Origin of the sequence: Methanogenium organophilum, assembly GCF_026684035.1 — an archaeon.
GTDB lineage: Archaea > Halobacteriota > Methanomicrobia > Methanomicrobiales > Methanomicrobiaceae > Methanogenium > Methanogenium organophilum.
On sequence record NZ_CP113361.1, the window covers coordinates 1,948,093 to 1,970,547 of the forward strand.

Consider the following 22,455-nt stretch of genomic DNA (forward strand, 5'->3'; position numbering starts at 1 on the left):
TATGAAGAAACGATTTGTTGTGGCAGTTACCGGTGCAAGCGGGATGGTGTATGCACGGCGCCTTCTGGAGGTTCTCCAGGACAGGGCAGAGGTGCATCTCATTATCTCAGATATTGCACACAAAATTGCAGAATACGAAGGGGTGGATTTCTCAGGGTTTGACGTGGTCTATGCAGATAATGCCAATATGTTTGCGGACCTTGCAAGCGGTTCATTCCGGTATGACGGGATGGTTGTCATTCCATGCAGTATGAAGACACTTGCTGCCATTGCATCGGGATTTTCAGATAATCTCATCACGCGAACTGCAGATGTCTGCCTGAAAGAGAGGCGAACATGCATTCTGATGCCGCGGGAGATGCCTCTTTCCCGGATTCATCTGAAGAATATGCTATCTCTGGATGAAGCAGGGGCAACAATCATGGTTATCAGCCCGGCGTTTTATACACGACCCCGGTCTATTGAGGACCTTATCGACATGGTTGTCGCCCGTGTCCTTGACCACCTGAACATTGAACATACTCTCAGTACACGATGGAGTGGTGAATACTAATGCGAAATTTTATTGAAAAAATGCGGGAGGAAGGGAGAGTCATTGATATTGAAGACCCCTGTTCAACCATATTTGAAGCCCCGAAATTGGCGAGTGAGACCGATGATCTGCTCTTCTTCCACAAACTGGACGGTGACAGAAAGGGCGTGATGAATGTGACTGCATCGCGAGCGTCCCTCTCCTGTGCACTGGGTGTCCCTGAACATGATATTGTGCCGCGTCTGGCAGCAACCGGGCAGAATGGGACAATTATGGAGGGGGAACGGCTGAATATGGGTCAGCCGGATCTGAGCTCTCTTCCGGTGATGAAGCATTTCCCTCTTGATGCAGGGAGATATCTGACATCAGCGGTTGTCTTTTCGCAATATGGTGGTGTGGAGAATGCGTCCATTCATCGTATGCAGGTGCTGGATGAAAAGCGCCTGGCGGCTCGTCTTGTAGAGGGGAGGCATACTCATTCACTCCTCCAGGATGCCCTTGCAGATGGTGAACGCCTGCCTGTTGCAATAACCATCGGCACTCACCCGGCAGTGACCTTTGCCTCTTGCACTCGTGTTCCGCAGGGAAAGGAGATGCAGTATGCTGCTGAACTCCTGGGTGGGGATATTTCACTGAATACCTGTTCAAACGGTGTACGTGTGCCGGATGCAGAGATTGTGCTGGAAGGGTATATCGGCAGTGAGACCACAGAAGAAGGTCCGTTCGTGGATATCACCGGCACGTATGATCCTATCCGGCAGGGACCGGTGATTGAACTGACCGGGATGTACATGAAGCCGGATGCCATCTATCACGGTATTCTTCCGGCAGGCAATGAACATAAAATCCTGATGGGGATGCCCTATGAACCAAAGATCTTCCAGGCGGTTGCAGGTGTAACCCGCGTTAAAAACGTGGTCTTGACAACCGGAGGATGTGGGTATCTGCATGGTATTGTCCAAATAAAAAAGAGCACGCAGGGTGATGCGAAAAATGCGATTATGGCGGCCTTTGCTGCCCATACATCCCTGAAACATGTGGTGGTGGTTGATGAGGATATCAACCCGTTCCGTATGGAGGATGTGGAGTATGCCATTGCAACCCGTGTGCGTGCCGATCGTGATGTGATGGTTATTGTTGGTGTCCGTGGTTCATCTCTTGACCCCTGTCGTATTGGTGACGGCACCAATGTGAAGATGGGGATCGATGCCACCATGGTCATGGGCGAAGAAGAGAAGTTTATCCGGGCAGAATGGGACTGATATATAATGTACCTTGATTCAGAAGATGAAAAGATTCTTGCAGGAGAATATGGCGAAACCCGCAGGAAAATGATGGAGATCCTCGTCGCTCTGGGGAAGGTCTTCGGGGCAGAGAAGTTTGTACCAATCACCAGTGCACAGGTGGCAGGTGCATCGTATAAGACAATAGGGAAATGGGGACTTGAATGGCTGAGAAGTCTTGACGCACGGGTGGCAGTGCCTGCTGTTTTAAACCCCATCGGGATGCCGCGTGAACGATGGCAGGAGATGGGTATCCCGTCTGATTTTGCAGATAAGCAGAATGCTGTCCTGCAGGCATACCGTCGGCTTGGCGTCAAACTGGAGTGTACCTGCACTCCATACTATATCAACCGGACATCCTATGGGGATCATGTTGCATGGTCAGAGTCATCCGCAGTGAGTTATGCAAACTCTGTGATCGGTGCCCGGACAAACCGTGAAGGTGGCCCGTCTGCGCTTGCTGCGGCAATTATCGGGAAGACACCATACTATGGGTTGCATCTCTGGGAAAACAGGATGCCACAGGTGGCGTTTCGAATAGAAGCGGAGGAAACAGTTCATGCCAGTCATTACGGTGCCATCGGGTATCTGGCGGGGAAGGAGGCAGGAAATCGTGTGCCTATCTTCACCGGAATTCGGCCAAACCGTGATCAGCTGAAGGCGCTGGGTGCTGCAATGGCTGCGAGTGGTGCGGTGGCGCTGTATCATGTTGACGGAATCACTCCCGATTCCCGTGTTCTGAGGGAACGTGGGATGGATATCTCTGTTCTTGAAACGATCACCATTACCGGTGAAGAGATTGAGGCCATATTTAAGGAACAGACTGTTGATGCAGTGGCAATTGGATGTCCGCATTGCTCAGAGGACGAACTTGAGGAGATTGCGGGCCTTCTGAAGGGAAAAACGGTAAAAATACCACTCTACATATTTGCTGCACGGGGAGTTGCACAGGCGAATCCAAATCTTGTGGGAACTATTGAGATGTCGGGTGCAAAGGTATGGGAGGACACCTGCATCGTTGTCTCTCCCGGAATGGATCATTTTGGCACAATTATGGTCAATTCCGGAAAGGCTTTCGCGTATGTGCCGAATATGTGCGGTGCTGCAGCAGTTCTTGGTTCAACTGAGGAATGCATTGCTGCTGCACTGGGTGAATAATCAAATATCACATTTTTGGCCGAATTATTCCTGTTCGCCTGCTTATGTATGTGGTATGAACGGGTGCGAAATTTAATCAATTTCCGATTTTTATTATTCGTAAACACACCCATTGAAAATGTTGCATAAGAGGGGAATTCCATTTTTGTGGGGTAATTCAGCTTGATGAATAAGGGAACCGGTTTATTGCCCTACTCCTTATTTTCTGACCGTTTTGTCCCTCTCTGTAGGGGAATTCGGCGGCAAAATGGACGTAATTTGGACGAGTATTTCCTGCCTGAAAATATGGGCTGTAATGCCCTTTATTTGCTAAATACGCGATTTATTGTGAAGTACTGAGCGCCCTATATTCGCATGATTTTTGGGGGGACGTATGGGTAATCTCCGGTCATGAACGGTCCACTCCGTGCTTCTGTGTGGGCATTTTTTCTCATGGTACAGCCCCCATATTCAAGGCTATTTATCATTGCTTAACCGGGTGGGGGTGATTTGTAATTCCTCGAAACATGGATTGATCCGCTGGTACAGGATAGGAGCAAACAGCAATCCGGATGTCTGTCACCCCGAGGGATCCCCCTTATTCTGAGGTTGACAATATAAGGATGAGAGCCATCAATAAATCATCAAAGAAGGAGTGAAAGTCCCTGTGCGACAGGGAACTGATTATATACCACATGGTTCAGTAGATCCGTTGATTTCGCAAATCGGATTAACCGGTTTTAGGAAAATCCCTTGTCGAGTGTCTTCTGGCTTTCTATATCCAGGCCTGTTACATAAACCGATGCACCTTCCTGCTGATATTTGTCGATTACCCGTGCAATTGCCTCGACGGCGGACTGATCCCAGATATGGGAATTGCGGAAGTCAATCTCGATCTTTTTTGGATCACCGGCATAATCGAAAAGGTCGATGAATGCTCTCATTGTTCCGAAGAACAACTGTCCTCTTACAGTATAGACTTTCACTCCGTCTTCCCGTGCAGTGTCTGAAACGGAGATGACTGACATTTTCCATGCCATTGCAAGGGCAGCAAGCACAACGCCCGTTAACACACCTTTTGCAAGGTCATGTGTGTAAACAACAATCGCGATCGTTGCAAGCATAACGAATGCATCGCTCTTCGGTATTTTGGCGATGTCCTGAACAGACTGCCATTCAAATGTCCCGATTGCGACCATGATCATAACACCGACAAGTGCCGCCATGGGGATTTGTTCCACAAGATCACCGAGAACAATGATTAAAAAAATCAGGAACAGTCCCGCAGTCATTGATGAAAGGCGCCCCCGTCCTCCCGATGTCACGTTGATGACAGACTGACCGATCATCGCACATCCAGCCATACCTCCAAAGAAACCGGTAATGAAGTTCGCAATTCCCTGTCCCTTCACTTCGCGGTTTTTATTGCTTCGTGTATCAGTCATTTCATCAATAATTGATGCAGTAAGAAGCGATTCAAGAAGGCCTACAATAACAAGGGTTGCTGAATACGGAAGAATAATAAGCAGTGTTTCAAGGGTTAGCGGCACTATTGGAAGATGAAATGTCGGGAGTGTCTGTGTAATTGAGCCTAAATCTCCTACGGTCAGGACATGTAGCCCTGTCCCGATTGCAATAGTAGTCATCACAACAATAGCAACAAGGGGTGCCGGCACTGCCCGTGTAAACCGGGGAAGAATATAGATGATTCCGATTGTTGCTGCGGTCATTGCATATACGAGAAGCGTTGCGCCAATCAAAAACGGGATTTGGGCAAGAAATATCAATATTGCAAGGGAATTGACAAAGCCCAGCACTACAGAATATGGAATGAAAGAAATAAATCGGCCCACTTTGAAAAGACCAAGAACAAACTGCAGAATACCGGTGAGAATGGTTGCGGCAAGGAGGTATTCAACTCCGAAATCCCGTACAAGGACAACCATGACTAGTGCCATTGAACCGGTGGCAGCAGAGATCATGCCCGGTCTCCCTCCGGCAATGGATATGACGACGGCAATACAGAATGAGGCATACAGCCCAACCATGGGGTCGACACCAGCGATAATGGAAAAAGCAATGGCTTCAGGAATCAGTGCAAGTGCAACGGTGATTCCTGCCAGTACATCACCCCGTATGTTTGACAGCCATTCGTCCTTAATTTTTTGCGCGTTCAAGAATTATGTCTCCATGAAATTAGAATACTGATTATATGTGCGATATTTTGGATTTAATGCGGAATTATATTTAATTTGTGTGGATATATATATTTGTTATTCTCCATTTTTCATTCAAATTAACGGAAGAATTATTGAAAAATCCTCATATGCGATATTTTGTTAAGTGAATACAATTCGCGACTCAGGGTGTTAATAATTACGCAGGACAGAATAATCAGACTGCGATAAACGTGGTTTGGAAATCCTGTATGTGTATGAATATATTCTACGGGTTTTTTTGGCTGAAATCATATAATGATAGTTCAATTCATATTTATTATTGCAGCTGTATAGCAGATCTATTCGTGTGGTGGATCGCTATTTCTTTATAGGGAGTAAATCAGATTCTATCGCGAATTTATAGGGTGGTAAGACCCGGTGACGGCGTGGTTTTTGGGATGCTATATTTCATCATTGCGTCTGATATTCCGGATAAATTGCTACCCGGATGCCGGATTTGGTGTAAGGAATTTTCGAACGGGATTTACCCGGAGTAAAAATATCATGTATACAAAAATTCTTCTCGCAACTGATGGTTCTGAAAATGCACGGCGTGCAGCTGATGAAGCGGCAGGACTTGCAAGGGAACTCTCATCTCATGTGATTCTGGTGTATATTATCAACACGCCTCCTTCACAATCGAGGATGGCAAAGGCAAATTTTGATGTCCATTCCCTTCTGGAAGAGGATGCCAGATCTGAAATTAAGGATACAATCCAGATTTTTGAAAAGGAAGATCTTCCATATACGTTAAAGGTGGCAATCGGAGATCCTGCGGCTGAAATTATTGAAATTGCTGAAAAAGAAAAAACTGATATGATTGTCATCGGTAGCCGCGGTCTGGGAACAATTAAAGGAGTATTTATGGGAAGTGTCAGTCAGAGAGTTGCTCACCATGCATCATGTCCGGTTATGATTGTAAAATAATGTTGTTGTTCCCGATTTTAGGAAAGAACGATTGGATACTGTTATTGGACATCTGGTATGAATTGCCGGCACAATAAACCGAATTTTGAAAAAGTTCATATTCAATTAATGAAGAAGGGAATCTGAGAGAAATGGAGAGTTCTTGTGTTATTTGATGGTTTTTAAGAATGGGTTTACATTCATCTCTTCTATTCACGTTTTTTTGATTTTTCGGATCGCCTGTTCAACTGCGTCTTTGATATCCGGGTCATTGAGAGATTCGTTGAGGATTTTTATGGCTTCATCTCCTCTAAACGCCACGATTGCCTCCACTGCCTCTTTTTTCACTTTTTTATTTCTGTCCTTTATACAGCGTGAGAGAGGTTCTGTTGCCCGCTTGTCACCAATCAGTACCAATGCTTTAATTGCTGCAATTCTCACTTTCGGTTTTTTATCTTCCAGTAGTCTGATGAGATGAACAACTGCCCGTTTATCTTTTAGCAGGCCAAGTCCGGTTGCGGCACCCTTTCTCAGCCACTGTTCCTTACTGTCCAGACAATCAATGAGGGGAATGGTGGCCCGCTTGTCACCAATTTTGCCCAGTGATTTGGCGGCGATCCAGCTGACGTCAACGTATTCGTCTCTCAGAGATTCGATGAGTGGTCCGACAGCTTCCGCCGCATGCATATTTCCCAGTATTTCAGCCGCTTTCCATCGAAAGGTAAGATTGTCACTTTTAAGGAGGGCGATATATTTCTCTATCGCCTCAGTTCGTTTTTTTTGGAGTTCCTCTTCTGTAAGAGAAACACCTTTAGTGGCTTTGGCAGGATGAAGCATGATGAACCACAATGGCAATGAGATAAAAGGATATTTAAATATGATCCTGATGAGGCAAAGGATTGTGCGAAAGTGAATTTTAATATGAATTCTCTGCCAATCACTCATATGATTTAATAACCTGGATATATCCGTTGATCTGAAAAATATGATTTCTGGAAATGATATTTCGTGAGATACTATGCCATTATTCCTGATGTCAAACAGAAATCCCATATCCGGATATTGTTCCGGGTTGGCATACACATGTTTTTCCACTGACAATGGTGGTTATCCGTCTGTAGACACAAAAATACTACAGAGGTAACATATTATGCGGATTAAAATCTGTGGTATTACTACAAAAGAAGATGCATTGGCTGCAGTCTCGGCAGGCGGAGATGCTATTGGGGTAATTTGCCATTCGCCGGAATCGCCCCGTAATCTACCGGATGCCAACGTGCGGAAAATATTTTCAGCGTTACCTCCCGGGGTAATCTGTGTCTGTGTCACCCATACCAGAGATCCGGATGAGCTCCAGGCTGTTTGCCGTCTTTCTCCTGATGAAATTCAGATTAATCATCCATTTCCCCGGTCTATGGTGCCAGCTTCGATTCGTGTAGTCCGGGTCATCGCCCCCGGGATGACGGTGCCGGATGACTACGATGCGGTGATCGTCGATGCGAGTATGGGGAGGGGAAAAAAGTATGATCCTGCGTATTCTGTTTTTGTGAGGAATACAGCAACAATCCCGTTCTATCTGGCAGGTGGGCTGACGCCAGAGAATGTCAGTGAGGCAGTGAGTATTGTCCGTCCGGATGGTGTGGATGTAGCAACCGGAGTTGAACTGTCTCCAGGGATGAAAGATCATGCAAAAATTCGTGCGTTTATCCGGGCAGTAAGGGATGCAGAAGTATCGGTGGAAAAATGAATGAATGTGTGTGCAGAATTCAGAGTGAGATGGTTTTTGTTATCTCATCTCTGAATGCCTGCGCTTCATCCTCTGTTTCTGCCTCCACATAAAGGCGCATAAATGGTTCTGTTCCGGAAGGACGGAGAAGTGCCCACATCCCTTTTCGGTTAATTCTTACCCCATCTGTTAGATCAAGGGTATCGCCGGAAAAGGCATTCTTTGCAGTTTCCAGAAGTTCATTTGGGGAATCCGTGTATATCTTATCCTTCAGCATTGCATGTGGTGGCAGCGTGGATCTGAGTTCACTGAGCGTTTTTCCGCTCGATTTCAGGAGTGCCACCATCGTTGCCGCAGTCATCGCTCCGTCACGGCAGTGCTGGTGACCCGGAAGAATGAGGCCGCCATTTCCTTCTCCTCCATAAACAACTGTCTCTCCCTCTGCTGCAAGAGCCATCATCCTGCGTGCGACAGAGATACTTCCAACGCGTGTATATTCAACAGTAGATCCGGTTTCTTCAGCAATTTTTTCCGCCAGGAATGAGGTACTGACTGGTGTGACGACCATGCCGGGCGTCTCAGAACAGATGAACCGTTCGACAAGGGCAAACTGTTCATTCTCCTCCAGATAGTGTCCGGTTTCATCGACAAACACTGCCCGGTCTGCATCGCCGTCATGTGCGACTCCAAAGGCAGCACCTGTTTCGCGGACAAGTTCTGCCAGAGGCTGAAGCCCTTCCGGTGATGGTTCCGGCATTCTTCCTGGGAATGTCCCGTCCATCATGCCGTTGATAGTGAAGACGTGGCACCCCATCTGTGTGAGGACCTTCGGTGTGCTTTCACAGGCAGGGCCGGATCCCGGGTCTGCAACGACAGTCATTCCGTCTGCATCGCAATTGTTCCAGTACCCTGCAACGGCATTGATATACTCGTATATCATTTCCGGTGCCGCGGAGAGGATGCCCATCTCTTCCCATTCTGCAAGCGTAAATTCTTCTGCAAAGAGACGTTGTTCAAGGCGAATGGTCTCTGCATCGTCCATCTCTGTTCCGTCTCCTTCGATTATTTTCACGCCGTTATATTCAGGGGGGTTGTGAGATGCGGTGATGACCGCCCCGGCATCGAAGTGTTCACGGACCAGATACTGGACGGCAGGGGTGGGGAGGACGCCAAGGTCAACGACATCACATCCGGTTGCAAGCAGTCCTGCTATTACTGCACGGGAGAGTGCCGGGCCGGATGTGCGGGTATCGCGTCCAATCCCAATACGTCCTTTTCGCATGCTCCCGAGTGCCATCCCAATTTTCATTACCAGTTCCGGGTTCATCTGTTCGCCGATGACACCCCGCACTCCGTTTGTGCCAAACAATTGTTTTTTAGGCATTTCCATGGTATTCTCCCTCCAGTGTTTTTCCTACATCATGTAATTCATGTTTCATTCGGTCTATTCCCTGCATCAGTGCGGCAAAGGCTTCCTGCCGGTGTTTGGCAATAACTGCAATGTATGTGAGGTTATCACCTGCGGGAATAACACCTGTCCTGTGGTGGAAGCGCACCCCAAGAACACCGGGAATCTGTTCCATATCCTTTTGTATATCTTCTGAGAGTGCATTGATTGTTGTTGTGTCTGAAAAATCCATTGATTCGGTGATCTCTGAGCCGGTAACCTTACGGACAATGCCATTGAATGCAGCGATACATCCGGTTTCATCTGACATGCAGTCCCGTTTTAGTTCCTGCACCAGTCCCTGAAGGGTAAAAACTTCAGCAAACTCAGAGATCTGTGTCAGAACATCTTCCGGCTTTGGATTCCTTAGAATGCACTGCTCAATTTCCAGGTCACCAATGACTACCTTGGGAAATGATTCTGCTTTGTGTCCTTCAATAATGGTGTATTCCACTCCCTGATCTGCGAGAAGGTCGAGCATATCATAGAGTGAACCGTTTCGTATAGCAGCCATTGCTTTTTCAGGGTCGGTGCCGATGACAATGTCTGCCCCGTGTTCATAGTGGGTCGTGGTGTCTTTCCCGGGGCTCAGTTCAAAATGATGTGAATGGAGGTGCTTTATCACCGCTGTCTTCCCGTGATTTTTGAGCAGGGGAATGAGGGAATGAATAAAAGTGGTCTTCCCGCTGTTAGACCTGCCGACTACATGGATAATTCTCATTTTTTCTCTCCGTCTGTGGGAATCTTGTCTTCCTCTTCTGTTTCTTCATCTATGTTTGCAGGTTCACGGTTTCTAATCATGGACGCTGCTTCGGCCACTTCACGCATGACTTCTGTGATACGGTCTTCAACATCTATCTCATCATCAATGTCAATTGATGTGCCCTCGACTTCTAAAAGAAAACGGGCTACTTCTGAGGATTCAAAGAGAATGTCGTCCAGTTCGTCTGCGGTAAAAAACCCACAGAGGGCCCCGTAAAAAAATGTGGCACCTGATTTTCTGACTTTCCGTTTGAATGAACTGCGTGCCTGATTGACTGCCTGCGGTGAGTAGGTGTCTGTCATAAAAGGGACCAGATCGGGCAGATTCTCACCGATAAATGTCATCTCTGCACCGCCACGGGTGGTAAAGTCAGCACAGAGGCGGGCTATGGCCCACTCACGTGCTGTAACATAGGTGTGTTTTCGGAGAAACTGATTTACCCGCCGGTATGCTGCTCCATCCACCTTCTGGAATTTACGGTATTTGTTAATCCGTTCCTCATCTTCGGCTGAGAGGGGTGGGCGACCTGGTAGCAGGACCGGCATATCAGCGTTTATTCCGAGGAGGGCCTGCACTTCCTTTTGTATCTGCGCATACGATTTATCGATTAATTCGGCAGTGGAATCATCAGCTCTTTCTGAAGAGACCGGGGTGTCATCAGGGGAGGTATGTTCAGTTAATTCTTCTTGGTCTTCCCCTTCAGTTGCGCCTCCCGTATCCGGGACATCTGATTTTTCAGAGGATTCTCCTGAGATAGGGTTCATTTCTGTGGCTGGTTCGTGCTGTTCTTCCCGGGGCAGTTCTTCCTCTGGCACAGGAGATGTATTCTGCCCGTTTTCGTATTCCGGGAAATTCCCTTCAACAACCATCAATTAATATGGGGGTGTCCCATTCATCAACCTTATGGGATATCTCCGGTTTTTTGTATGAACATATAGCAACATATGGTTCGGCAGGAATTTGGGGGTGGTTTTGTATTGTGGTATTCGTCTTCCGGAATTTTATGTTCTGTGTCTCTGTTTGTCAATTTGTGTCATATTTCCCTGAGATATAGGTGGTGGATGGTGTTTGTCGATAATTGCTGTTAGTATGGGATTCGTCTCTTCCAAAGATGCGTCTGGTGTGAATAGTTCTGATTTGGAGAGGGATGCGGTCACCATAATTCTGCACAGAATGTTCATTTTTCCTTTTCTTCTTTGGTGTTCTTGGTAATTTTTGCCGTAAAATACCCTTGGTGTCATAATTCTGGATTTTTCAGAGTTGTTGGTATTGTCATTGAAAGCTCTCGGGATATTATCGGTGAAAGGTTGATGACGGTATCTGATGGTCCGGAAAAGAGTTTTCGATATATCTCTCTGGAGTTCTGGGAAAATCTGGCAGAAGTTCAAAAAACGGGCATGGCATACATATAGCATCATATGGTTTATCAGAATCTGTTCCGGAGATCAACAGGCCAATAATCAATACATATTTTCCATTTTTTGAACATTTTCTCTGACTTTTATAGGAATCGGTCGTGTATCTGCCTTTTTTCTCCCTAATGTTTTAGGATATCAAAAATTTTTATTCGTAGTTGGATGCAGGCAGGTACGGCATTCAAATCTATTTGGCATGAAAATAGAGCTAATCACTTATATTGCTCCAATTAAGACAAAAATCACAGCATTTACTTATTCACAATAACACCTCGAGGGAACAATTTACTTCCCGTGAGGGAACTTAAGGATAGGACGATTTTGGTGGTGTGTGTATTGTGGGTGGATTTGTTCTCCACGAAATACTCTCACCATTGATGTATTGGTGTATTTGGCTGGTTTGCGTCCCATTTTCCTTTTGTTTTCTGGGTAATATTGGTGCATTTTTTGGTGAAAATCCAATATATTTGGTGGATGTGAGGATGTTGTGTCTCTTTCAGTTTTTTGTGATACAAACGTACACTGCACACATCAGGAAAAGTTCACCGGCATTGGCCAATCTACGTATTAATCTTTGTTTAAGAGCGATTTTTCACGAGTTAAGAACTCATATCTTGTTTTCAGCCATGGGGTAAATTCTCTGTTTTTCTCTCTAAGAAACAGGATCTCTAATGGTATTTCTGAAATCTGGCTGAGATAAATGGCTCCAATTGATATCTTGGTATATTTTGTGATGGCATTTTGTACTGTTTCCTAGATGTATCGGGGAGATATTTATATCCGGAAATTATGATGAATCTGGTGGATTCTTCTTTTAACGTATAATTGAGTCATTTTTGATAATTTATGTCCAAATATTTCCTTCTTTTCATTGATGGTGCGTGGCCTGTTCTTTGACGGTTGTGTCTGTAGCCCGGGGATTTGCCACTTGATTAAATATCGTATATTGTTGAGATTGTGAAATTTTTTGGGTGAAAACGGCAGGTTATTTTCTCTTGTGATGTATCAAATTATTCCAATTTTGCACGGAATATTGAATTTTCTGAGTTATTATCGGCTATTGGGAATTTGTGGGATCTGGTTTTATCGCATAATTCCTATGTGTTTTCTTTGTTTTCAATATTTATGGGATATTGGGGTGCAATTCATTCGGGCAGGTGTGGTATAATCATCGAGTGATTGATTTTCATAAAATGGCTCTGAATTGCATATTTTTGAGAGGTATAATTCATCCTCGGCAAGATAATGTGGCAATATATGGGCCATTATGTGGCTGTTTCCTGCCTTGTGAGTGGGAGTGGATGGTGCTGGTATTTGTTGTTGTCCTCTCTTTTTTTCCCGATATCTTCTGTTGATTGGTAAATACGTAATTATTTTTTGTTTCTTTTATTGGGATTGCTTTTACAGTTTTTCAGGTCATTTTTGGCAGTCTTCATTCCATAATTATTGGGGATACATCCGGGGGACTGTATGGGTTTTATCCGAGATTGGACTGTTGAAATGGGTGACAAATATGGATATTCGGATATGTTACTATTTGTAACAAGGCGGATGTGGGTGCTTGCGATCTTCTTTTGAATGTTCTGATAATGGGGAAATTTGGTCAAAATATGGCTATATAATGAAATTTAGGGCTGAATTAGATATGTTACAATTTGTAACTCGTGTCCTGCTGGATTTTTTTTTTCTGATCTGACCCTCCTGGAGTTGGTTCAGTCAGTTTGCATCAGCATCTAGGGGTTGGCGCTTATTATCTATCTCCCAAATCTGTAATCTTTCTGCTCTGTGTCTTGTGGTGTTAGTTTTTGCGCGAAATGAAGATTCTGCGCAAAAAGCATATAAATGGTTAAATCAAAGAAATACCAATGCAGGGAGATTATTTTTCAGAGTGGCTTCCCCGGTTCCTGCACCACCTGAGAATGAGGAATTATTCGCCAGGGACGATTGAAAGTTATGGGCGTGTGATCCGAAAATTTGGATATTATCTTTGGATTAGTCGTACAAAGGGTGCGGGGAAATTAGTGGTCTACTGGCAGGATCTGGCACATGCCCGGCTTGATACGGAGGTTGATACCACTCCAATAATTATTGATGATTTTCTGGCCTTTTTGGCGTCATTGCGTGATTACAAGGCCACAACCCTGCAGAGAATTATATCATCACTGTCGTCATTTTACCGGTATCTGTATGCGCAGGGCGCTATCGAAACCAATCCTCTTCTGGCAGTGGACCGGCCCAGAATAAAGGAGAAGGAGATCAAATATCTCAAGCATAATCAGGTGATGCGCCTTTTGGGGTCTATTCCTGATGAGGATGTCCGGGACAGGCTGATTATTCGGCTGATATATGCTACCGGGGTTCGGGTTTCTGAGCTGTGTGGTATCACGCTGTCTGATATCGATTTTGATGATCATACTATTCGGGTTTTGGGAAAAGGGGGAAAAATACGGACTGTATTTGTTGATGAAGAGACGCTTGATGAGATTGATCGGTTTACCGGTGGGCGGATTGATGGCCCTCTCTTTGTTGGGCAGATGGGGCATGCACTGTCGCCCCGTACTGTGCAGCATATCTTCAAACAATGGGCTCCTGAGGGGATTACGCCACATAAAATTCGCCATTCGTATGCTTCTGAATTATATCGGAGATCAAAGAATCTCCGGGTTGTTCAGGAGAATCTTGGTCATTCATCGATTCAGACTACGGAAATTTATCTGCATACTGATGTTGATGAGCGGAGGACCGTATATCAGCAATATTTCCCTCTTTCGCGGAAAGATTAGGTATTTTCAATTCTTTTTTTGTTTCACATTTGATTGTTGTGTCCACCCATACTCATCAATAAACCAAATGATGCTATATCTATGGGTGTGTCAATTGGATTTCAATACGTGTCGAATTTGCGGGCGCATTTTTGGCCATTCCTAAATAAGAATAGCATAATACGGTTTATTGTGATAATTGGCCAGAATGGCAGATATTCGCCATCCGGTGGCGACAAAAATCCTTATTCAGTATAATAGTGGGGGCTGGACGTGCTGTTGGGAGATTTTGTGGGTGGGGTATGTGCTTATTTATCCTGAGGCAACATGCAGATCCGGTTTGTCCCGTTTTTTGGAGATTGATATGAATGAGTTTTGGGAGTATCTTTGTTCTGAGTAAGGTGATTTCCGTTTCATTTGGATATTATCAACACGTTGGACCGCAATCTTTAGATTTTGCCTCTCCTTGGTCTGAGGAAAGGTTGCAAGAATAAAACGAAGGGGTGGTGAACCGACAGCTATGGTTTTCGATCTTCTCCTATTCATTAAAATACCTCGCAGCTGGCGTATCCCCTCCGTTAAACACGAAAAATCAGTCTATAGCGTCCTGTTTGCATGTTTCCAGCACATGGCATGGGGGAAGTTATTCTCTCCTGCATCCTTATGCTTCCAGCACCTCACTCGTCCCTTTTTGATACCCAAGATTAATGAGGATCGGGGGTTAAAATGGACGTTTTTGTTCTTTATTTTTATAGGAAATTTCCCCGAAATTTTGCCTATTATAAGCTAAACCGATTTATTGTAAAATATGATTGAGGTTGTTATTTTAGATTTTTGGGAGGATGTGTGAGTTGTCTCTGTTTGAGAACGACCCGTCCTGTGATTTTGTATGGAAGTATTTTTCCAGAGTGGAGTGCCGGAAGATGTGTAGTTTTGACCTTCTTTTGATTGCTCATTTTGCATTTTGCTAAAAATTAGGATAATTGTGATCTGTCTCCACATATCGGTTTGAATAATCCAACAACAGATAATTGTGTATTGTTTCGTCTAAGAAAAAGCAGCTTAGATATGGTAATAGAGAATGGCGAAATGAATTCTCTGAAAAAGAGTGGGAATTGGATGAATTACTTATTCAACCTCAAACCAACCAGAAGTGCACCAAGAGCAGTAACTATCCCTGCAAAAACAGGGAGTCCCGATGTTGTGGGGATAGGGGCGGATGGTTCCGGAGATGTGGGTGTTACTGTGGTTGCATCCGTCGTATCCGGTGTTTGTTGAGATGCGGTTGGTTCAGGTGTGGATTCGGTATCTCCAAAGGTCATGAGTGCATATGAACCGGATTCTGATATTTCTGCAACAAGTGCGTCTCCTTTCAGTTCTGTGGGGAGAATTGTCCATTCTTCACCATCGTATTCAGCAATGAACCGTGCATTTGTCTTCATTCCTTCATCGCCGGTAATTGCAAATTCTGCCGGTTCACTGAATATGAGTGATGCCGGAGATATGATGTATGCCCCGTAAATAAGATCCCATTCGTCAGGTATGTCCTTTGGATGAGAGTTTTTCATGATAAATACATCTTCAACTTCTGCTCCGGAAATCGTCTCTCTCGGCGCATTGAGTGTTGCATGCCCATCACTTGAAGCAGTGGAGAGGTCGGTATCCGGGGTTGCGGTGGGATTTGCCGAATAATCATCATCGTCGCCGCTGCTACCTGATGGGGATTCTGTTGGAACTGCTGTCGGGAGTGCATCGCCTACCTGGATCTTTTTATTAAGTGCTTCAGTTCCATCAACAGATACGACAATGCTGACGGTTCCCTGTTCCATATCATTAATCGTGTATGAAATTGATGAATCGTCATCTCCTGATTTCACACCGTCCAGCTCAAACGAAACGGAAACCTGATCGGCATCTTCAATCGCTTTTCCAGTGATTTCAAGCATGGATATCTCAGAGCCCTCGTTTATCTTTCCTAAACTTTCCTGATCACTAATTATCCCGCCGGGTGCCGGGTGGTCATCGCTCCAGAATCCGAGACTTTTTGTTGGGCTTTCAGGGTCTTGCTGGTATCTGAAGTTTGCCCATACAACTGATTCCGCCTGAAGTGTGACGGTAGTATCAGAGAGAGTAAATGGCATATTGAGATTATTGGATGAGAATGCAAACTCCTGGTCGGCATCAGGTGCAATTTCCGCACCGATATGCATAGAAAAAGAGCTGCTGTCTTCGAGTCCCTGTATTGTTACGGTTATTTCTCCCCCTTCCTGAATCTGGTCTGGCCCTGCAGTTATCGAGAGTGCCTGGACGCCTCCTGCAAGAAATCCCAGACACAGAATGCACAGGAATGGCATCAAGATTTTATGTGTCATGTTATTACCTATTAAATATATTCAGTTATATGATATGAAATTGCTGTCATGCGTTTCTTTCGGCTCTAATGTTCCTTTTGCCGATAGTAATTTATTGTCCGGATATTTCTACATTTTATGGGTAAATTACATTAAAATGGATATATTTCATATGATTTTTCCTAAACCGAGTATCTTTTGAGTTTCCTTGGATTGCATTTAATTGTATATCACTACTGCAATGCAGGAATTAGATCCTGCAATTTAGGTATCTTATTTTTATTCGTCATGCAATGGTCTAATTGGAAATTTAAAGAGATATGTGAGTATTTTTCATAACCGATTGCTTTGGTCCGGGATCTCTAATGTTGGGATCCTTTTATGCAGTGCATGTTTCTCTTCAAACTATGAGGAAATGGCAAAAAAAATCCTTTGTTTTGGCAAAAACCCATTTAGATGGATAATATGGATTGTTTAAAACTCCTATCGTATAAATGAACATTACTGGTATGCAATATAAAAAAATCGTGCAGAGATGGCAAATTTATTATATTTTCCTATCATTGAGAATGGTATTTACTGAGAGGTAGATTTATGGAATCGTTGGTTAAAAAAAGCATTTTTCTGTCTATTACATTATTTGTTCTCATTGCGGGTGCATCAGCAGCCCAATTTGACGATGATGGAGTTGACAAATTTGCGATTGTAAACCCCCCCGAGGAGGGTGGTGGGGAACGTATCCCGGTATTTCTGGTCATGAGTGATCAGCCAACCGCGACGACGTCTGTACAGACCATGAAAGCGACTGCTGCGTCAGAGCAGTATGCAGCAATGAGTGCACTTGCCGGAATAGATTCCTATGCGGCAGAGGCCGCACAGTCCTATTGGCTGGTAAATGCCATTCGTGTGGAGGCATATCCGGCAGATTTGGACAGGCTTGCTTCGCTGCCCGGCGTGGATCATATCGAACGTGATTTCACGGTGACGGTCGCAGACCCAACAGTCGAGACAATGAATGAAGTATCTCCTGATTACATTGTGGCCTCAAAAGATGAAGGTGGCGTGGTCTGGAGTGCAGATTTCATTGATGCTCCAACAGTATGGGATACTGGAAACATTGGAGCCGGAGTCAATATCTCAATTATCGACACAGGAATCGATGGAGGCCATCCCGCCTTTGGTGATCGGATTGTTGCCTGGGCGGATTTCGTCGGTGACGGGTTGACACCATATGATGACAATGGTCACGGCACCCACTGTGCGGGCACGTCTGCCGGAGGTGTTGTGGAAACAACATATGGCGGTGACACAATTGATGTGACGCTGGGAGTCGCACCCGGTGCAAACCTGATGGGGGCGAAAGTTCTCAATGCAGCAGGCAGCGGAGATTTTTCAGTTATCCTGGAAGGTGCACAGTGGTCGGTTGTCAATGGGGCAGATGTCATCTCCATGAGTCTCGGAGGTTTTTTGGGGCCGTGGCAGGACGATTTCAGTTCTGAGAAGATTGTCGGTACTCTTAATGCCAGTTCTTCTGCTGAAGTATTCATCGAAGCGGCTCCATCTTATAACACAAACTGGGAGCCACAGTTTATTGTTGGTGCAGTGTATGCAGAAAGCTCTGCCATTGATGAGATTGTTAGTGGTGGAAACCTGACCTTTGTGGTAACTGATGCAACCGATGGCACTGCAACAGGCAGTGTGATTGACTGGCTTGGATTTGACACCCCCTCGAATATTTACTACTTCAAGGCACCGTATGCAGACAATGCAGGTGCATGGACAGGTAATTGGAAAGCGACACTGACAAACAATGGAAATGAGAGTATTGATATTGATAAGATCCGGATGGCGGTCTGTTATCAGTCCAATGGGCAGGATATTGCTTCCGATACGCTGAACAACCTGATGGAACAGGGTGTCACTGTTGTTGTCTCTGCCGGAAACAGTGGTGAATATGGTCTCGGTACTATTGGAACACCGGGTACGGCAGAGGATGTCATCACGGTTGGTGCTACAGACTATATGATGGACTACCGTGCATCATTCAGCAGTATGGGTCCGGTTGGTTCTTTAAGTCCATATATCAAACCGGATGTCGTTGCTCCGGGTGTTGGCATTATCTCTTCATATAAGGATGGAGGATATGCAATCATGGACGGCACATCCATGTCGACGCCTGCGGTGGCAGGGGCGGCAGCACTGATGCTTGCAGGAAACAGCAGTCTTTCCTCAGCGGATGTCAAGGACGCTTTAATGTCTTCTGCTGTCCACCTTGACGAGAATGGTCTTGTCCTTGACACAATGGTGATGAACAGTGCATATGGTGCCGGACGGGTGGACGCCTATGAAGCTGTCAACATAACAGATGGTCTTGGGGGCACTCCGGCTGGTGACGGCGTCATCTACGAGTTCTTTGGCGGAATATTGTCAGAAAGCAGTGTTTACGGGGATGTACTCCCTGTTACTGCAGTCGCATGGAATGTCACAGGCGGCGTGCCGATGGCAGGAGAAGAGATAGAGTTCTCCGTCAGAAACTATGATCTGCCTTATGTATTTGTGAATTCGACTGAAGTCACTGATTCGTCTGGCAATGTCCTGACTTCTCTGGACATATCCGGATATGACGCGGACAGTTATGTGGAACTAAGCATTGCATGGAATGAACATGTGATTAAACAGGGTTTCTACAAACAGGTATTGCCTGAAGAATCTGTGGTAGGAGACTTTATTTTCAGTTCGCAGTGGTACACAGCCACACCTGATGATACTGTACAAATCAAGTATCCGCTTTTGGATCCGGATGGTGCGCCGTACACCGATAATGTAACTCTGATAATTGGAAACTACAGTACAGACATTTACTCAGAAACTATTTCCCCGGTGGCAGGAGTGGTGTCGACTGACGTGAACCTTGGTGCATTAACAGGTGTTGCAGAAGATACGTATGATATTACTATTGACACAGTTGATGTAGGGTCTCTGGAGGTCGCTTCTGAGGAGTACATATGGTACGAATTGTCATTCTATCCGGATACAGCAATATGCAGTCCTGGTTCATCGCTTGATATAAGTACAGTCATTACATCAGGACATCATGGTAATTCTGCCAGTACGACTGCTACTGCCACGGTGGTAACATTTAGCGAAGCCGAGATCAATTCCCTTACAACAGAGACACGTAATTCCATCCTTGGAGGTGAAGTTACATCTCTGGATGAACTAAGATCTGATATTCAGGGGATGGGTGTCAACGAATTTTCAGAAACGTTCCCCATGGCAAATGGCATAGGTGTCTATTCTCTTGACATGCCTGCAGATGCGTATCTTGCAATGGTGTATGTAACAACACCGCTTACTGGGGTTGAACCTACGAATGCAGCTCTGGTGTATGGTGAAATTACACCTTGGATACGTCACAGCACCACTGAGAGTTCTTTTGAGATTCCGTTCGGTGAAATGACCAGTATCCGAAAAACATCCTCAGATTGGTCGGCAACATGGGATCAGGAAACGTATAGCAGTATCCCGGCATCAGAGGCATCACTTGGCTTTACGGTTTATTCTTACACCTTTGATGAATCTGCGAATGAGTATGTGGTAACACCAGCAGCAGATCGTCTGGTCTATCTCTATACTCCTGATGGAGTGATGAATGCCACAACCGCTGCGGACGGTACATGCGGGTTTACCCTGACCCCCGGTGAAACAGGTGACCTCGGGTATGAATATCTCGCGGTGACTGATGGGCTGTATGTATCTGATGATACCTATGAAGGGGCTTACCCGTTCGACTACCCTACTCTGTATTCAAGGATCTCTGCAGACCTCATTACTCTTGAACCGTCTGCTCCGTCTTATAGGTCCTATATCATACCGGATACGGCAAGCCGCGAAATCTCGGTTGATGCAGAGGGCGATACCCGTACGATAACCATTACAAGCACTGGCCCTGATGATGAATCCATTCAGGAAAAAGGGATGTTCACCTTCGATAAGCTGGGAGAATATTTCTCATCAGAGGGCACATTCGATGCTTCAACCGTGCAGTTTGACGGAACGGTTAGTAAATCTGTGGTAGTTCCTGAAAATGGGTCTTATGATGCAGAATTTATTCTGCTGAACCCCGTAGAAGGAAGCATTCATTATACGGGCACAACATTCGCTGACACATCATATGACCTGACATATCAGATCATGGATGATGTGCTCCAGGGTACATCCGTACCGGTAACGTTCACGCTTACAGATCACGATGGTAACCCGGTAACAGGAGCGAAGGTTCTTTTGGGGCTGGGCGCTGCCGGGGGATCATTATATCCATATGGCATCTATCGGGATGCACGATATGAGAATGTCAACACCTACCTGGGAGATTACCCTGACCCATACAGTCAGGTCGACACAGGATATACTGATGCCAGTGGTCAGGTGACTCTGACATTTACTGCACCAACGTCTGCTGAACAGGCAAACCGGCTTGACCTTGGCATTCACAGTTCAGTGAACTACCAGATTATCTGTATTCACAATGACAGGCTCATTGCCACAGAGTATGATTGTTTCATGCCGGTTGCGGGAGAACTGCCTGATTTCGTACCGAGTGTGGATGCACCGCATGTGGTGAAGATCAACCGGGATGACACAGTCAAGGTTAATGATCTTAGCGTGTTAGTTACCAATGTGGGGACGGCTGATTTCGTGTACAGTAGTTCACCTGTGAAATTAACTGCAGTAGTAGGCAGCTATTCAAGCCCAACAGAATACCCTTATGACATCCTCAAAGGGGAAACAGAGGAGGTACTCTACCTGAATGTTGATGAGTCTGCAGAAACCTATGGTATTGACCCGGGGACTACCAGTCTTCCACAGGATAAAATTGTGGAAGTAACTGTCAATCCTGAACGCACAATTGATGAACTCCGCTACGACAACAATGTCTATAACCATAATCTGAGGATCACGGCGCCCGATCTTGTAACAGAGATCATCGCACCAACAACAACGACTCAGTTCGGAGAAACACCAATTGGTGTGAAGGTCACAAACGCCGGTGAAGTCCCAAGTGTCGCAACAACCCTGAATTATATCATCACTGGGTCACCTGCCGAATCCGGCATTGCAATCGCTGCTCTTGGACCGGGTAATTCCACCACAATCTGGAAAAATGAAACTCTTACTGTGGGAGAATATACCATCACTGCAGAAGTCAACCCCGGTCATGTGACCGACTATGAGACGTCATACGCGAACAATGGGGATACAAGAGAACTCACATCCTATGCCCACGCACCAGCATCAATTGTGCTGCCTCCGGCTGAAGTGTTGATTCCAGGTTCACAGATTGAACTCCCAATCGTTGTGGAAAATGTCACTGGCCTTGCAGCTTTCCAGATGAATTTCAGCTACAACGCATCGGTAATTGAAGTTACTGACGTGCTTTCCGGAGATGTCGGCGGGTTTATTGGAAACCTGGACCATGCTCAGGAAGGCTATGTAATCTTTAATGGTGCACAAATGAGCAGTGAAAGCGGAGATGTAACCGTTGCAACACTCGTAATAGATGTCAGTGGAAGCAGTGGTGATGAGACACCTCTTGAACTGTCGGCAGAACTCTGGGATATAAACGAATTTACGATTCCTGTCACTGTCACCGATGGCAGTGCAACACTCCTCCTCTATGGAGATGCAAATGATGACGGGTTCGTGAATCAGGCAGACACCCTCAAAGTGCTCAAATGGGTGGTTGGTATTGATGCCGATAAACCAACATTTGGTACACGCCTCTTACAGACAGATGTCACAGAGAACAGCCTTGTAGATGTGGGTGATGCAATGTTTATCGCCCAGAAAAATGCGGAATTGAGGGATGATTACTTCAATATCATACCTTAATTTCAGGAGTGGTTAAGATGAA

14 protein-coding genes are annotated in these 22,455 nt (G+C 45.5%); 7 read left to right on the plus strand and 7 right to left on the minus strand.

Annotation, left to right across the window (positions count from 1 at the left end; translation table 11 throughout):
* Position 1: 1 nt before the first annotated feature.
* The 3 genes from OU421_RS09610 to OU421_RS09620 are packed head-to-tail and all read left to right on the plus strand — an operon-like array spanning position 2 to position 2,973.
* The gene (locus tag OU421_RS09610) at positions 2-553 is read left to right on the plus strand and encodes a UbiX family flavin prenyltransferase (RefSeq protein WP_268185882.1); all 552 of its coding nucleotides are present in this window, start codon (positions 2-4) and stop codon (positions 551-553) included.
* Positions 553-1,794, plus strand: coding sequence for a UbiD family decarboxylase (locus OU421_RS09615; protein ID WP_268185883.1), 1,242 nt, complete (start codon positions 553-555; stop codon positions 1,792-1,794). The genes OU421_RS09610 and OU421_RS09615 overlap by 1 nt, the downstream gene beginning before the upstream one ends.
* A gap of 6 nt (positions 1,795-1,800) precedes the next feature.
* Positions 1,801-2,973 (plus strand): aconitase X catalytic domain-containing protein, encoded by a 1,173-nt coding sequence (locus OU421_RS09620; protein WP_268185884.1) that lies wholly within the window; start codon positions 1,801-1,803, stop codon positions 2,971-2,973.
* Positions 2,974-3,692: 719 nt separating this feature from the next.
* On the opposite strand, the gene OU421_RS09625 is transcribed toward OU421_RS09620, so the two are convergent.
* A complete protein-coding gene (locus OU421_RS09625; RefSeq protein ID WP_268185885.1) occupies positions 3,693-5,129 on the minus strand; it encodes a SulP family inorganic anion transporter in 1,437 nt (478 codons plus the stop codon).
* Positions 5,130-5,675: 546 nt separating this feature from the next.
* Here OU421_RS09625 and OU421_RS09630 point away from each other — a divergent pair.
* Complete coding sequence (locus tag OU421_RS09630) at positions 5,676-6,098, plus strand: universal stress protein (RefSeq protein WP_268185886.1); 423 nt, start codon at positions 5,676-5,678, stop codon at positions 6,096-6,098.
* Positions 6,099-6,290: 192 nt separating this feature from the next.
* On the opposite strand, the gene OU421_RS09635 is transcribed toward OU421_RS09630, so the two are convergent.
* Complete coding sequence (locus tag OU421_RS09635; protein WP_268185887.1) at positions 6,291-6,914, minus strand: HEAT repeat domain-containing protein; 624 nt, start codon at positions 6,912-6,914, stop codon at positions 6,291-6,293.
* A gap of 313 nt (positions 6,915-7,227) precedes the next feature.
* Here OU421_RS09635 and OU421_RS09640 point away from each other — a divergent pair, with 313 nt between their 5' ends.
* Positions 7,228-7,824: a phosphoribosylanthranilate isomerase gene (locus OU421_RS09640; RefSeq protein WP_268185888.1), complete on the plus strand. Its 597-nt coding sequence runs from the start codon at positions 7,228-7,230 to the stop codon at positions 7,822-7,824.
* A 19-nt stretch (positions 7,825-7,843) separates the two neighbouring features.
* On the opposite strand, the gene glmM is transcribed toward OU421_RS09640, so the two are convergent.
* From glmM to OU421_RS09660, 4 genes are all read right to left on the minus strand, one after another.
* On the minus strand, positions 7,844-9,193 hold the full coding sequence (gene glmM / locus OU421_RS09645; protein ID WP_268185889.1) for a phosphoglucosamine mutase: 1,350 nt from the start codon (positions 9,191-9,193) through the stop codon (positions 7,844-7,846).
* Complete coding sequence (gene mobB / locus OU421_RS09650; RefSeq protein ID WP_268185890.1) at positions 9,180-9,971, minus strand: molybdopterin-guanine dinucleotide biosynthesis protein B; 792 nt, start codon at positions 9,969-9,971, stop codon at positions 9,180-9,182. The genes glmM and mobB overlap by 14 nt, the downstream gene beginning before the upstream one ends.
* Positions 9,968-10,882, minus strand: a complete 915-nt coding sequence (locus OU421_RS09655; RefSeq protein WP_268185891.1) for a DUF5806 family protein — start codon at positions 10,880-10,882, stop codon at positions 9,968-9,970. The genes mobB and OU421_RS09655 overlap by 4 nt, the downstream gene beginning before the upstream one ends.
* 132 nt (positions 10,883-11,014) lie before the next feature.
* Complete coding sequence (locus OU421_RS09660; RefSeq protein ID WP_268185892.1) at positions 11,015-11,254, minus strand: hypothetical protein; 240 nt, start codon at positions 11,252-11,254, stop codon at positions 11,015-11,017.
* Between the two features lie 2,039 nt (positions 11,255-13,293).
* Between OU421_RS09660 and xerA the strand changes: the two genes are divergently transcribed.
* The gene (gene xerA / locus OU421_RS09665; RefSeq protein WP_268185893.1) at positions 13,294-14,211 is read left to right on the plus strand and encodes a site-specific tyrosine recombinase/integron integrase; all 918 of its coding nucleotides are present in this window, start codon (positions 13,294-13,296) and stop codon (positions 14,209-14,211) included.
* A 1,103-nt stretch (positions 14,212-15,314) separates the two neighbouring features.
* Here xerA and OU421_RS09670 read toward each other — a convergent pair.
* Complete coding sequence (locus OU421_RS09670) at positions 15,315-16,562, minus strand: hypothetical protein (protein WP_268185894.1); 1,248 nt, start codon at positions 16,560-16,562, stop codon at positions 15,315-15,317.
* 573 nt (positions 16,563-17,135) lie between these two features.
* Here OU421_RS09670 and OU421_RS09675 point away from each other — a divergent pair.
* A complete protein-coding gene (locus OU421_RS09675; RefSeq protein WP_268185895.1) occupies positions 17,136-22,433 on the plus strand; it encodes a S8 family serine peptidase in 5,298 nt (1,765 codons plus the stop codon).
* Positions 22,434-22,455 lie beyond the last annotated feature (22 nt).